The organism is Shewanella carassii (assembly GCF_002777975.1).
GTDB lineage: Bacteria > Pseudomonadota > Gammaproteobacteria > Enterobacterales > Shewanellaceae > Shewanella > Shewanella carassii.
This window is the reverse complement of sequence record NZ_NGVS01000013.1, coordinates 184,104-197,171: the sequence shown is the minus strand read 5'-3', so window position 1 is coordinate 197,171 and position 13,068 is coordinate 184,104. Positions and strand designations below refer to the sequence as shown.

Sequence of the window (13,068 nt, the reverse complement as noted above, 5' to 3'; positions counted from 1 at the left end):
TTTGTAAAAATCAGAATCCAGGCCTGAAACAGGCCGCCCAAACCTGACCGGGAAACCCGGCGGATTATTTCAGGAGTGGGCCAAAGGCCATGCTATGCTGAGGACGGCAACAGACGACAGGAGGCGGCAATGCAATATCGGATTGAGCAAGACACCCTGGGCGAGGTCAAGGTCGAAGCAGACAAATACTGGGGCGCCCAGACCCAGCGCAGTCTGGAAAACTTCCCCATAGGCCCGCAAGCGAGTATGCCGAGGGCTATCATCCACGCCTTCGCCCTGTTGAAGAAAGCCGCTGCCCAGACCAATGCCGAGCTTGGGCAACTGCCCAAGGACAAGGCGGCGCTCATCGCCAGAGTTTGCGATGAAATCTTGGCGGGCCAACTGGAGCAGCACTTTCCCCTGGTCATTTGGCAGACCGGTAGCGGCACCCAAACCAATATGAACCTCAATGAGGTGATAGCCAATCGTGGCATGGCGCTGGCACACAAGGCCATCCGCCTGAGCCCGAACGATGATGTCAATCGCAGCCAGAGCAGCAATGATACCTTCCCCAGCGCCATGCATATCGCCGTGGTACTCAAGACCTGCAGGCACACACTGCCCGCCATAGCTGCGCTGCGCGATAGCCTAAAACACAAGTCACAACAGTTTGCCGATATTACCAAGACCGGCCGCACTCACTTTATGGATGCCACCCCGCTGACCCTGGGACAGGAGATCAGTGCCTGGGTGACTCAGTTGGACAAAGGCATAGGCGCCATAGAGGGGGCGTTGGCAAACTGCCGTGAATTGGCTCTTGGCGGCACGGCCGTGGGGACTGGGCTCAATTCTCCCATAGGTTACGCCGAGCGCGCCGCCGAACTGATATCGTCATTCAGTGGTGAGCAGTTTGTCAGCGCGACCAACAAGTTCGAGGCACTGAGTGCCAGCGATGCCATGGTGGAACTCAGCGGCGCCTTCAAGCGCCTGGCGGTCAGCCTGATGAAAATAGCCAATGATGTTCGCATGCTCGCCAGCGGCCCCCGTTGCGGTATAGGGGAACTGCTATTGCCTGCCAACGAAGCCGGCTCCAGCATAATGCCCGGCAAGGTTAACCCGACTCAGTGCGAGGCGCTGACCATGGTGGCGGCTCAGGTGATGGGCAACGATCTCGCCGTCAGCATAGGTGCCAGCAACGGCCAGTTTCAGCTCAATGTCTTTCGGCCGCTCATCGCCGCCAATCTGCTGCAAAGCGCCGAATTGCTGGGTGATGCCTGTCTGAGCTTTGATGAGCGCTGCGCTTCGGGGCTGGAACCCAACCGCGAGATGATCGCCAAGCAGCTGCAGCGCTCCTTGATGCTGGTCACCAGCCTCAATCCTCACATAGGCTATGCCAAGGCCGCCCAAATCGCCAAGGACGCCCACCAAAGAGGCATTAGTCTAAGACAAGCCGCGTTGGAGTCGGGACTGGTAACCGAGGCCGAGTTTGATACTTGGGTCAATCCGGCGAACATGTTGGGCCCTTTCGAGGCTAAATTGTAAATTTGTATTAAAATGTATCTGTTTTGGAACTAATCGCTGTATTATGCCAACCCCTCGCCAAGGAGTTGGCTTTTTCAACTGATAAGTAGTCATTTACAGAATGAAATACCAAAACACCTTGTTGGCACTGAGCGCACTCATGCTGACTCAATGCAGCTCACTCGACCTCAATCAATGCCAAAACTCAGACTGGTTTGCCCTTGGGCTTCAGGATGGCAACAATGGCACCCATGCCAGCAGAATCAATGATTATGCCGAAGATTGTGCCGAATTCGGTATTCGGGTTGATCATGGCGGCTGGCGTGAAGGCTATCTACAGGGGCTGCAAAACTACTGTCAGCCGGAAAACGGCTACCGAGTCGGTCTGGCGGGTGAAGGCTATGCAGGGGTCTGCTCCAGCAACGCTTTCATCGAACAGTACAATGCTGGCTACCACCAATACCAGCTCAATAAACGCGCCGATGAGATCCGCAGCCGCCTGCGTCAGATCGACTACCAGCTCCGCGATCTGGATCAGAAGCTGGTGTCCATGACAGACAAGGCCAGCACCCTGGAGAAGAAAAAACAGCTGCTGAATGAAAAAAACCAGTTGGTGAATGAACTCAGGTATCTGCAAGTCCCGGATGTGCAGTTCAGATGGCAATTCTGAGGCTTGCCTTCGATATCAAGCAATCCAGTGCCCAACACTCATGAGTTTAATCTGTGCGCCTGTTTTCAGCCCCAGATAAAACTGTGACCGTCAAAATAGGTCCTAATTTCGTTCCTGTACCTGCGGTGGGCTTCCTGCCTATCTGCACCGCAGGTGATAGGTCTTAGCTTAGCTAGCAGCTAAAACCAAGTTCATTGATGGTTTGAGCTCAAAGCCATGATAGCCGCTGTGCCAGCGGCCTAAAGTCGTGGAGCAAGTGCATCCATGCACAAAGGCCAGTTCGCCATCCCTGGCTCTCGCTCGTAAGCATGTCGCTATGCGACACTCGCCGCCCCACACCCGAGGAAAGGGGGCTGTATCGACTCGCCCCCTTTCCACCCCCCCAGCGACCCGCGACGCAGCGGACAACCCCTTGTGCTTATGATGCCAATTCGCTATCGCGCCAGACGCTCAGAGTCACATCCATGTGACTCTGGCCCAGCTCAACATCCTGTTTCGCGCTCGTTAGCTCGTCGCTAGACGACACTCGCCCCTGATTAACTGGCGCTGAGTGGGCATCTGCCGGACAGGAGTCCCAATGCCATGAAGGGCAGGACGCCCGTGAACGGCCATGCCTCGCTACGCGATTGTCATCAACGCCCTGCGGCCGCTTCAAGCGGGAGTCGGTGTAATTCTGTGAAAATGGAGTAGCTGGAAGCATTTCAGAGTTCTGCAGATATACACCTAATTCCAGGCACAGGCGGAACTGTGACCTTCCGAGCCAGGGATGGCGAGGCAGAGCTTACACGGACGTACTCGAATAACGTCCCTGTTTAACGGCCAGCTCGTCATCCATGACGCGCGCTCGAAAGCATGTTGCTACGCAACTCTCACCGAGTCACAGGATCGCCTGTGCATAAGCCTGCGGCAGGCAATGAGCAACATCCGTCGCCGGAAACTCGGGCAATATTAGCTTAGATACTTTTAGCAGGAAGCCATGATAGCCGCTGTACCAGCGGCCTAAAGTCGTGGAGCAAGTGCATCCATGCACAAGGGCCAGTTCGCCATCCCTGGCTCTCGCTCGTAGCCAGTCGCTATGCGACACTCGCCGCCCCACACCCGACCAAGCGGGGATCAACAGCAATCCCCTCTTGGATCTCCCTTGCCGCCCCACACGGTGTCGAAAGCCCCTCGGCCTAATGGCGCAAATAACTACCGCTTCAGACGCTCATCCCTGATTCGACTGTCGCTGCTTCGGCATCCATGCCTCAGCCACGTTATTTGCGCCAACGGCTTTCGGCGACACCGAGGGGGAATTGGTGCAATTCTATTAGCACTGAGTAGCTGGAAGCATTTCAGAGTTCTGCAGATATACACCTAATCCCAGGCACAGGCGAAACTGTGACCTTCCGAGCCAGGGATGGCGAGGCAGAGCTTACACGGACGTACTCGAATAACGTCCCTGTTTAACGGCCAGCTCGTCATCCATGACGCGCGCTCGAAAGCATGTTGCTACGCAACTCTCACCGAGTCACAGGATCGCCTGTGCATAAGCCTGCGGCAGGCAATGAGCAACATCCGTCGCCGGAAGCTCGGGCAATACAGGCTTAGATACTTTTAGCTCAAAGCCATGATAACCGCAGCGCCAGCTGCCCCCCCCCTTTCTGGTGCCAACAGCCCTGGCACATCCCCCCATCTCTGGGTTAACTTGGCAAGTTGAACTCAAAGGAGGAAACGCGCAATGTCCGACTGCATATTGCAACCCTTTCAGCCGCAATGGGCCGGTTTGTTGCTCTCCTGGATAGAGTCGGCAGAGGCTTGTCTGCGCTGGGCAGGCCCAGGGCTGGGTTGGCCGCTGTCACCACCAAAGCTGCAGCAGCATCAAGCCCAGGCAAACCTCGCTCCTTTGGCGCTGACAAGAGTCGAAGCCAGTGACCAAGCTAGCCTGGATAGCGACTCGCTGCTGGGCTATCTGGAACTGCTGGCCAGAAAACCCGATGAGATCCGGCTATGCCGGGTGATCTGCTCCCCCAAGCATAGAGGCAAGGGGCTGGGGCGGGAGTTAATGCGTCAGGGTATAGAGCGCGCCTTTGCCGATCCCAAGGTTACGCATCTAAGCCTAGCTGTGTTCCATGACAATCTCGCGGCCCGCCGCTGTTATCAGGCACTGGGGTTTGAGATAGTGGCCCGAGGCCAGCTGGGGGCAACGGAAACGAATAATTTTCCCGCTTCTGATGCTGAGTTACTGGAAATGCAGCTCCAGCGTCATCACTGGTTTAAACAGAATGAAAAGATTTTTTAAACAGTGAGTTAATTCACTTCCCTTTTATAAAGGCCATGCCAGAATAGCCGCCATATCCGAGTATTGTGTTGTTTCGGTGAAAATCATGTCCAGCTCTCTCAAGGGAAACGCTCTGGCGGCCTTCTCTTTCGTGCTTTGGGGAATATTACCCCTCTACTATCAATTGCTGCCGGATGCGGCCATCTTTGAGTTGCTGGCCTTCAGGGTCATCTGGTCTGTGCCCTTTATGCTGCTGGTCTTTGTCCTGCTGAGACGACCGTTACCTGCCTTTGGCGCGCTGTGGCGTGATAAACGCTCATTGCTGCTGTGCTTTGCCGCCGGGCTTATCATGTGTATCTCCTGGGTCAGCTTCACCTGGGCCCTGACCCATGGTCAGGTACTGGCGGCCAGCCTGGGATTCTTTATCAACCCTCTGTTTGCCATCGCTCTGGGGGTACTGTTCCTCGGCGACAAACTAAGCAAGGCGCAACTGGCCGCGGTGGTACTGGCCATTGCCGGTATTGGCTGGCAGGTATATCAATACGGCAGCTTGCCCTGGTTGTCTCTGGTGATGGGCAGCTTTTTTGCCCTCTACGGGCTGCTGAAAAAGTTTATCCGCTTTGACTCCTTCACCTCGGTCACCCTGGAGGCACTGCTGCTGACTCCCTTTGCTTTGGGCTACCTCTGTTATCTGCTGGCCACAGAGCAAAGCGCCGCACTAATTGGCGGCAGCGAAGGCATTATGCTCTATATCGGCTCGGCGCCCGTGACACTGGCGCCGCTGATCCTATTCAGCCTAGCGCTGAGATACACGAGTCTGTCCATGGTGGGTTTGCTGCAATACATTGAGCCCAGCCTGCAATTTTTGCTGGCGGTGGTCATCTTTGGTGAGGTGTTTGATGAGGTGAAACTGGTGAGTTTCTCCCTCATCTGGGCCGGACTGCTGCTGTGCTCGTTGGAGGCCTTGCCCGGACTGCGTCGCAGCTTAAAGCGGGTCTAACTTCCAGGCGCGGGTCATCTCGCGCTTGCCAAGGGCTCCCGGGTAAGCTTTAACCTGAAAACCGGCGGCCTTGAGATCTCGCTTGAACTGGCCATTGGCGCAGTAAGACACCAATAAGCCGCCCAGCTCCAGCAACCCATAGCACTTTTTGAAGTTATCCAGCGCCCATACATCCGGCTGCTTGCTGGGGGCGAAGGCATCGTAATACACCAAGTTGAAGGGTTCGCCCTGCCACTCGAGCTGCTCCAACTTGCCCTTGACCTTACGCAGCACAAAACCCGGCATGATTTCCACATCCTGATCCCAGGGGGCGGCGTGCAAGGCATCGAACAGCGGCGCATACCAGTCGGGCAGCATGCCCTTGTAGTTCAGCCCCTCAATTAGCTCGGCGGACAAGGGATAAGGCTCTATAGTGACATAGCGCACCGGCAGCGGCGCCAAGCCACTCTGCTGACGCGCCTTTGTCAGCTCCAGCACCTTACCCAGGGTCATGAGGGCATTGAGCCCGGTGCCAAAGCCCACTTCCAGAATCGCCAGATGGTCAAAGTCCTGCAACACCTGCTCGAGCCCGGCGTGGATAAACACATAACGGGATTCGGCCAACGCCCCCTTGTGGGAGTGGTAGGTCTCATTGAGCTCGGCATTAAATAGAGTATGTGACCCGTCTTCGGTCAGCTGCAGGCTTACGTGTTTCATCTCGACTCTTAATCATCTGTGCGGGGAAAGCCGGGGCGCTCGCCCCGGCGACGGCCAATTATCCCAGAAAGGCGATAACGGCCGCAAGCCAATTACCCTTGGCGCTCCAGCACCTGCTGTACCACGGCCTTGAGGGTGGCATAGTCGATATAGCCGGGGATCACTTCATCACCTATGAGCAGTGTCGGCGTGCCGCCAAAGCCCAGTTCAGAGAAGACTCTCACATTGGTATGCATCAACTCGTCGGCGCGGCCGCTGGGCTTGAGGTATTGTTCAGTGCCCGTGGCCTTGGCGACCTGCTGCAGTGAATTCTCTGTGTGCATGCCATTTTTGGCCATCAAGAGTTCATGTACCCGGGGGAAATCCTTGCGATCCTGCCGCCAGACTTCGAGGGCAAAGCCGCCGGACGAAAGCTCAGTGCCCTGGGCCTTTATCTGCCTCAATGGCACAAACACATTGACCACCTGCAAGTTTGGGAACTCCTTTAAAAGCTTGGCAAATTCCAGCTCCATCCGCTTACAGTAGGGGCAGTTGTAGTCGGTAAACACCACCAGTTGCAACTCGGGCTTGCTGCTGCCCATGGTCGGCATCTGCGGGTTGTTGAACAGCCAGTCCTTGTGCTTGGCCAGCGCTTGCTGCTGCAACTGTCGCTGCTCCACATAAGACTCTATGCTGCCGAGCACGCCGGGAATGATCTCCGGATGCTTGAGCAAAATGCTGCGGATCTGCCCCAATTGCTGTTCCTCTTGTTGGCTCAGCTGCTGCTCGGCCGCCTGTAAACTGCCGCTGGCCGCCAGCAGCCAGGCACTCAATACTATCCAATACTTCATCTTGTTATTCCTCAAATTAAATTCATTTTTGTCAGCCAGAGTCGCAGCCAGATCCCCGGCCAACTTGTGACTCCTGTGGTGCTGCTGCGGATTTCGCCCTGATAAATAAACAAAAGCGTTGGTGTCGCCGATACGCCAAGGGAGCGCGCCAAGGCGCCGCTGGGATCATTGACTACCTCAAAGCCATAGCCCTTGTTTTGCAGGTACTGCTTGACCTGGGTGTTATTGCCCGACTGCAGCGCCACAGTCACCACCTGTTCGCGGTCACTGAAACCATCGACAGTGCCGGACACCAAGGGGCAGACGCCACACCAACTGGCCCAGTAGTACAAAATAACCGGGCGCTCCATACTCATGGCGGCGATATCCAGTTGGTTGCCGGCCAGGCTCTGAACCGTTTGCAGTGGCAAGGTTTCCGGCATCTCGCGGCTGCGAAAAGCATCGAGGGCAACACTCACCACCAGAATGAATAGCCCATAGCCAAGCAGGGTCTTGAGCCATTGAAGCCCCTTGTAGGCCGGTTTATTTTTCTGGGTCATTGTCTGCTCTCCGCTTCGGCCAAGGCCGCCAATACCCCATCGCTGCTGAGAATTACCGGTAATGGGTTACCGGCGGGGGTTCCCGGGCCATAGACCTGATTAAAAGGCACCCCAAAGCGGCCATTGGCCTTGAGGTAGGCGGTAATTTCCTCGCTGGGCTTGGTCCAGTCACCACGCATCAGCAGCACTCTGTCATCGCCAAGGGCATCATAAACAGGGTTTTGCAGCAGCACCCCCACCTTGTTGGCCTGACAAGTAATGCACCAGTCGGCCGTGACATCGACAAACACTGTCTTGCCCTCATCGACCGCCTGTTTAAGCTGCACCAAATTCAGCGGTTGCCAGTGGTGATCCGAAGGCAGCGGGCTGACCCAGGCATCCCGGGTCAGATAACCTACCCCGAGCGCCAGGCTGGCAAACAGAAAACTGCCGCCAATGGCATACACCATTACCTGAGTGCCGTAACGCTTGCCCAGCAGTCCAAGTGTCAGCAGCGACATCAAGGCGCCCAGCCCCAAGATGACAGCAACAGAGAAGAAGCTTTGCAACAGGCTCAGCAACCAGAGACAGGTTGCCAGCATCATCAGCGCGAACACAGGCTTGACCCAATTCATCCAGCGCCCGGGCTTGGGTAAACGCTGCGCCAACGCCGGCCACAACGCCAACATCAACCAGGGCAAGGCCATTCCCAGTCCCATGGCGCTAAAGAGGGCAAACAGCATGGGGTAGTCAGCGCCGAGGGCGAAAGCCACCGCAGTACCGAGAAACGGCGCGGTACATGGCGTAGCCAGCAGCGTGGCCAGCATCCCCTGCAACAAGTGGCCGAGGCGCGAATCATCACCGGCACCGGCCAGGCGGGTTTGCCAATTGGAAGGCAGGTTGATTTCAAACACCCCCAGCAGATTGAGGCCGAAGCCCCAGGTCAGCAGCACCATAAAACCGATAAACCAGGGCTGCTGGAACTGTATCCCCCAGCCCAGCGACTGACCGGACAACTTCAGCAGGCTAAGACCGGCGGCAATCAACCAGAAGGACAGCAAAATACCCAGTGCCGAAGCCATAAAATGGCCACGAACCTGACTGCGACTGCCCTGGCTGCTCATCATGACCCCGTGCACCTTCATGCCCAGCACAGGCAATACGCAAGGCATGATGTTGAGAATAAGGCCACCGGCCAGCGCCATCAGAAACAGGCTCCACAGCGGCAGGCTCGGCTGCGGCTTGGCAACATGCCCTGTGGCGATGGCGCCGCTCAGTTCGGCCGAAAGGTGTGTGTCGGCCAGATGGATCAGCAGTGGCTTGCCCTCCAGATCCGGCGTTCCCAGCCAGTGTTTGACCCCGAAAGTGGCGGTAAGCCGTTTGCCATCTGTCTGGATCTGCGGCCGGGAGAAGATCAGCTCGCTGACTGTCTCATCCTCGCCGAACAGAAACAGATCTGCCTGTTGCCAGGGGCTCGCGGCTTCTATAGCCAGTTGCAGCAACTGCTGCTTTTCATCCCAGACAATCGACTGCAATATCGCGCCGCCATTGCCCTGTGGCACCCTGGCCATCGCCTCGCCCCACTGGTGCAAAAAGCCATCATCGGCCTTAAGCCCGGCGGCCTGACCACTCAGCTCCACAGGGTAATCGGTCAACACACAGACATTGGTGCAGGAAGACAGGGTCAGGGTGCCCTTGAGCCGAAACGGCTGCCCGGGGTCCTTGAGGCGAATAGTCAGTGGAAACAGGGTATCGCCCTTGTAACCCAGGGTTTCTATGCCCTGCAACACATAGCGCTGCGGCAAGGGCCAGTGCCAGTCGACCGTGGCAATATTCTCCGAGGCGGACCAGTCCAGAGTCGGCGGGATCCCGCCTTCCCCCGGCGCGCGCCAGTAGGTTTTCCAGTCGCCGCTCAAGGCCACATCCAACAGGGCGTTGAGCTCACCGGCTTGGCTGGCATCGACATCGGCCAGCGTCAGTTGCACCTTCACCGGAGGATGATCCGGGTGCTTGAGCCAGCCACTGCTCAGCGGCTCTGCCAATGCAACTTGGCTGAGCAGCATCAGACATACCGCGAAGGCATGCCATATTCTTTTTAAATACATGAAATTAGCTCCAAAACAAAACATCAGAACCCGGTGTTAACCGGCAAAAGTTCAGGATGTTTTCATTCCAGATACACGCACAACACTGAGTGTCGCCTTCGTTTGGAGACTATGGGGTGAGAGAGATAAACACTGAAAGGCCGGGTACTGCCGAGCCAGTTGAGCAACAGCAGAAACAGCAACAGGGCAGTGAGTCCAAGTTGCAGTACCACAGGTTGCAGGTTCAGCATATGGGAAGACAGATGGCAGGGCTCTTCATTGAGCTGCGCCTTGCCCGCATCATTGGCGTGAGTCGGCGCAGTATCAACACCAAGTTGCGTCAGTTGATGCTGAGCCTTGAGTGGGCAGGAGCCAAACAGCGAAAGCTGCTGACCAAAACAGAGCAGAATCACCAGCAGACTGATGATCAATGACACCAGCGCCCTGTCTCTGAGGGAGAAGCGGTTAACACCGAGTGAAAACCCCATGCTGCACTTTGCTCTGTATGGCCCAAGAATGCCGATAGGGTTCCATGATTGACGACAAAGGTCAATCCTGAAACCGCTGCTGCAACCAATCCTTGCTTGCCATCTGCGCCATTGGCAGGATAATTCCCCCACCAAGCCCCAGTTTTCGACCCCAAGATGCAGCTTAAACCTCTTACCCAAGGCAGATACTCCCAGGAATGGCAATCAGACTACCCTCTCGTGGAGCGGGTATTGCTCAGTTGCGTCAGCGAGCAGCGCCGCTTTGCGCCGGGAGAAGCCTTGATGCAGCAGGGGCAGAAGCTGAATCAACTGGTACTGGTGCCCAGTGGCAAAATCGCCATGAGCTACAGCGCCCGCAACGGCCGCAACTTTCAACTCGGCACCCTGAAATGTGACTCGCAGCTATTCGGTGAAATGGAGTTTTTCACCCAAAACCCCTGCCAGTTGGACATTCTGGCACAAACCCCACTGACCTGCGGCATTATTCCCGCCGACAAGCTGCAGCAGGCCCTGGGTGAGCACCCCAGGCTGGCGCTGTTTTTCGCCAGTGCCATCGCCATAGATTATCAGGACACAGTAGACATTTTCACCCGACGAATGCTCTACCCCATCAGCTACAACATTGCCTACGACCTCTATCACCAGCAGCTGGATGACCTGCCGGTATCTGGGTTCAATAAGGGCTATCTGGAGGCTGAGCGTTTCGGCACTACCGCCAGAGTTTATCGCCGGGCGATACAATCGCTGGAAGATGCCGGATTGGTTCGGCGCAGCAAGGGCAAGCTGGAGATAATGGATCTCAAGGCGCTGCAGGATTTTGTCGAACAAGGGGAGCTTTAGCTCCCCTATTCGCTGAGAAGATCTTCAGGCTCAGACCGCAGCCGCCTCGGCCTGACGCTTAAAGCCCAAATTGGACACCAGCAGCATCAGCAAGATCACCCCGTAGAGCACAGGAATGGCATACATGACGGTCTGCAAGCCCACTATCTTTTCCGCCATTGAGCTAATCGCCGGGCTGAACATGGCGCCGGCACTGCCGCTGATCAGAATGAAAGACACATTGCGGCTACTGGCTTGTTTCACAAAGGAAACCCCATAGGCGATAAAGGCGTTATAGAGCGCGGCGCAGACAAAGCCGTAGCCATAGGTCAGGTACCCCAGGGTTTCCAGATCGCCACAGCTGACAATCCAGCTGGTGAGCAACAATGCCAACGAGATGATCATCAACAGGAAGTGGCGGATCTGCATCCGGGTCACTATCAGGGTTGAGATCAAGGCGCCCACCAACGCCGCCGACCAGTACTGGGTGATGATATTGCCCGCCTCTTCAAACGGGATCTCAAACTTCTGTTTCACAAACATAGGCGCCCAAGTGAGGAAGGTATAGAGCGCCAACATGCCCAGAAACAGCCCCAGACCGCCGCTGATAATACCGAAGTTCCATTCGGAACGCTGAGCGGACTGCGCCTGTTCACCCTGGCCCTGTACCCGGCTGAAAGAGGTGAAGGCCGCCAGTGCCAGGGTCAGCAAGGCCACCAGGCCTACCGCCAGATAGCTGTAACTCCAGGCCATGGAGTGCGTTAGGGCATAAGTGGTGATCAACGGAAACACCACCCCGGCCACGTTAAAGGTGGCATCCTGCACCACCAGCATGGTGGACTGGATTCGCTCCTGCCACAGGGACACCACCAGAGTACCAGCGATACACAGGCCGATGCCGCCGCACAAACCCACCAGCGTCATGGCCACCATAACCACGGTCAACGAAGAGCCAAAATGCAGCGCCAGCGCCGACAGGAAGATAACGGCATAGCTCAGCAGTGTCATCGGCTTGATACCGACCTTTTCAATCAACAAAAAGGCCACAACAGTGCCCGCTAGGGCGCCGCCGTTCAGCAGTGAGAAGATTGAAGCCACATCGTTGACATCGGCTCCGAAGCGGGTGGCTATCGGCTCTATCAACATACCGAACTGAGAGGCAAAACCCGCCATGATAAAGTTGGCCAGAAAACTGATGGCCGTCAGTGTGATTTTATTATTCATTTCTTATCATCCATCAACGTATTAGGGAAGGTGCGAATAAGTCCTCGTTGCCTTCTCTTTTGTAGAGAGTGGCTTGCACAGCAATTGGCGTTCAAGGCATCTGACTGAAGGCATGCCGGGGCCTGTCGAAGTCAGATAACGCAGAGAGCCGGTTGCTGTGAACCACGCCTTGCATCCAGGCCCGTAAGCCGACGCAGAGCACACATGGGACTTGTTTGCACCTTCCTTAGGCCACGGCCAGCGCCAGCGAGATCATCTGGTTAAACGACAGCTGGCGCTCTTCGGCACTGGTTTCTTCACCTGTGAGGCAGTGATCCGATACGGTCAGAATCGCCAAGGCCTCGATACCGAACTGCTGCGCTAGGCCATAGAGACCGGCCACTTCCATATCTATTCCCAGAATGCCGAAGCGCTCCAGCGCCGGGATCAGATCTTCATCCGGGTCATAGTAGAGATCGCCGCTGAACACATTGCCCACCCTGACATTCAGCCCTTGGGCCTTGGCTTGTTCCCAGGCCTTGAGCAGCAGCGGGAAGCTGGCCGAAGTCGGCATATGATAACCTGCGCTGCGCTTGGCGTTGGTGACTGAATCTGTCCCTGCCGCCTGAGCCAGGATCACATCACGCATCTGCACCTGACGCTGGGTCGCCCCCAGGCTACCCACCCGAATGATACGCTCAACCCCGAAGTCGTTGATCAGCTCATGACCATAAAGCACCATGGAGGGGATCCCCATGCCGTGGCCCATTACGGAAACCGGCTTACCCTGCCAACTGCCGGTATAACCCAGCATATTGCGCACCGAAGTCACCTCGCGGGCATCATCGAGAAAGTGCTCGGCAATGTATTTGGCCCGCAAAGGATCGCCGGGCATGATAACTGTCTTGGCAAAATCGCCTTTGGCGGCGTTGATATGTGCTGTCATAAGCTGTTCCTCGGATAAAAACTGGCCCGAGTCTACCGGCGACGCCAAAAAAGC

The 13,068-nt window shown here is 56.3% G+C and carries 12 protein-coding genes; 5 read left to right on the top strand and 7 right to left on the bottom strand.

Features of this window, described 5'->3' with window-relative positions; translation table 11 throughout:
- The first annotated feature begins 129 nt into the window (after window positions 1–129).
- The 4 genes from fumC to rarD all read left to right on the top strand — a co-directional run bounded on the left by fumC (window position 130) and on the right by rarD (window position 5,430).
- Window positions 130–1,521 (top strand): class II fumarate hydratase, encoded by a 1,392-nt coding sequence (fumC, locus tag CBE72_RS08410; RefSeq protein WP_100143144.1) that lies wholly within the window; start codon window positions 130–132, stop codon window positions 1,519–1,521.
- Between the two features lie 100 nt (window positions 1,522–1,621).
- Window positions 1,622–2,170: a DUF2799 domain-containing protein gene (locus tag CBE72_RS08405; RefSeq protein WP_100143143.1), complete on the top strand. Its 549-nt coding sequence runs from the start codon at window positions 1,622–1,624 to the stop codon at window positions 2,168–2,170.
- 1,720 nt (window positions 2,171–3,890) lie between these two features.
- Complete coding sequence (locus tag CBE72_RS08400; RefSeq protein WP_100143142.1) at window positions 3,891–4,451, top strand: GNAT family N-acetyltransferase; 561 nt, start codon at window positions 3,891–3,893, stop codon at window positions 4,449–4,451.
- A gap of 85 nt (window positions 4,452–4,536) precedes the next feature.
- Window positions 4,537–5,430, top strand: a complete 894-nt coding sequence (rarD, locus tag CBE72_RS08395; protein ID WP_100143179.1) for an EamA family transporter RarD — start codon at window positions 4,537–4,539, stop codon at window positions 5,428–5,430.
- Here rarD and mnmC2 read toward each other — a convergent pair.
- From mnmC2 to CBE72_RS08370, 5 genes are all read right to left on the bottom strand, one after another.
- Window positions 5,416–6,126 (bottom strand): tRNA (5-methylaminomethyl-2-thiouridine)(34)-methyltransferase MnmC2, encoded by a 711-nt coding sequence (gene mnmC2, locus CBE72_RS08390; RefSeq protein ID WP_100143141.1) that lies wholly within the window; start codon window positions 6,124–6,126, stop codon window positions 5,416–5,418. The genes rarD and mnmC2 overlap by 15 nt on opposite strands.
- Window positions 6,127–6,218: 92 nt before the next feature.
- Complete coding sequence (locus CBE72_RS08385; protein ID WP_100143140.1) at window positions 6,219–6,956, bottom strand: DsbA family protein; 738 nt, start codon at window positions 6,954–6,956, stop codon at window positions 6,219–6,221.
- Window positions 6,957–6,967: 11 nt separating this feature from the next.
- Window positions 6,968–7,495 (bottom strand): protein disulfide oxidoreductase, encoded by a 528-nt coding sequence (locus CBE72_RS08380; RefSeq protein ID WP_100143139.1) that lies wholly within the window; start codon window positions 7,493–7,495, stop codon window positions 6,968–6,970.
- Complete coding sequence (locus tag CBE72_RS08375; RefSeq protein ID WP_100143138.1) at window positions 7,492–9,579, bottom strand: protein-disulfide reductase DsbD family protein; 2,088 nt, start codon at window positions 9,577–9,579, stop codon at window positions 7,492–7,494. The genes CBE72_RS08380 and CBE72_RS08375 overlap by 4 nt, the downstream gene beginning before the upstream one ends.
- Window positions 9,580–9,641: 62 nt before the next feature.
- Window positions 9,642–10,046, bottom strand: coding sequence for a hypothetical protein (locus tag CBE72_RS08370; RefSeq protein WP_071476745.1), 405 nt, complete (start codon window positions 10,044–10,046; stop codon window positions 9,642–9,644).
- A 156-nt stretch (window positions 10,047–10,202) separates the two neighbouring features.
- Between CBE72_RS08370 and CBE72_RS08365 the strand changes: the two genes are divergently transcribed.
- Window positions 10,203–10,886, top strand: a complete 684-nt coding sequence (locus tag CBE72_RS08365) for a Crp/Fnr family transcriptional regulator (protein ID WP_100143137.1) — start codon at window positions 10,203–10,205, stop codon at window positions 10,884–10,886.
- A 30-nt stretch (window positions 10,887–10,916) separates the two neighbouring features.
- Here CBE72_RS08365 and tsgA read toward each other — a convergent pair whose 3' ends face one another.
- Complete coding sequence (tsgA, locus tag CBE72_RS08360; protein ID WP_100143136.1) at window positions 10,917–12,089, bottom strand: MFS transporter TsgA; 1,173 nt, start codon at window positions 12,087–12,089, stop codon at window positions 10,917–10,919.
- Between the two features lie 226 nt (window positions 12,090–12,315).
- The gene (gene deoD, locus CBE72_RS08355; protein ID WP_100143135.1) at window positions 12,316–13,014 is read right to left on the bottom strand and encodes a purine-nucleoside phosphorylase; all 699 of its coding nucleotides are present in this window, start codon (window positions 13,012–13,014) and stop codon (window positions 12,316–12,318) included.
- Window positions 13,015–13,068: the final 54 nt, after the last annotated feature.

Coding starts and splice junctions, on each gene's coding strand:
- fumC (WP_100143144.1), top strand. CDS start 130: ATGCAATATCGGATTGAGCAAGACACCCTGGGCGAGGTCAAGGTCGAA.
- tsgA (WP_100143136.1), bottom strand. CDS start 12,089: ATGAATAATAAAATCACACTGACGGCCATCAGTTTTCTGGCCAACTTT.
- CBE72_RS08400 (WP_100143142.1), top strand. CDS start 3,891: ATGTCCGACTGCATATTGCAACCCTTTCAGCCGCAATGGGCCGGTTTG.
- CBE72_RS08370 (WP_071476745.1), bottom strand. CDS start 10,046: ATGGGGTTTTCACTCGGTGTTAACCGCTTCTCCCTCAGAGACAGGGCG.
- CBE72_RS08385 (WP_100143140.1), bottom strand. CDS start 6,956: ATGAAGTATTGGATAGTATTGAGTGCCTGGCTGCTGGCGGCCAGCGGC.
- CBE72_RS08375 (WP_100143138.1), bottom strand. CDS start 9,579: ATGTATTTAAAAAGAATATGGCATGCCTTCGCGGTATGTCTGATGCTG.
- mnmC2 (WP_100143141.1), bottom strand. CDS start 6,126: ATGAAACACGTAAGCCTGCAGCTGACCGAAGACGGGTCACATACTCTA.
- rarD (WP_100143179.1), top strand. CDS start 4,537: ATGTCCAGCTCTCTCAAGGGAAACGCTCTGGCGGCCTTCTCTTTCGTG.
- CBE72_RS08380 (WP_100143139.1), bottom strand. CDS start 7,495: ATGACCCAGAAAAATAAACCGGCCTACAAGGGGCTTCAATGGCTCAAG.
- deoD (WP_100143135.1), bottom strand. CDS start 13,014: ATGACAGCACATATCAACGCCGCCAAAGGCGATTTTGCCAAGACAGTT.
- CBE72_RS08405 (WP_100143143.1), top strand. CDS start 1,622: ATGAAATACCAAAACACCTTGTTGGCACTGAGCGCACTCATGCTGACT.
- CBE72_RS08365 (WP_100143137.1), top strand. CDS start 10,203: ATGCAGCTTAAACCTCTTACCCAAGGCAGATACTCCCAGGAATGGCAA.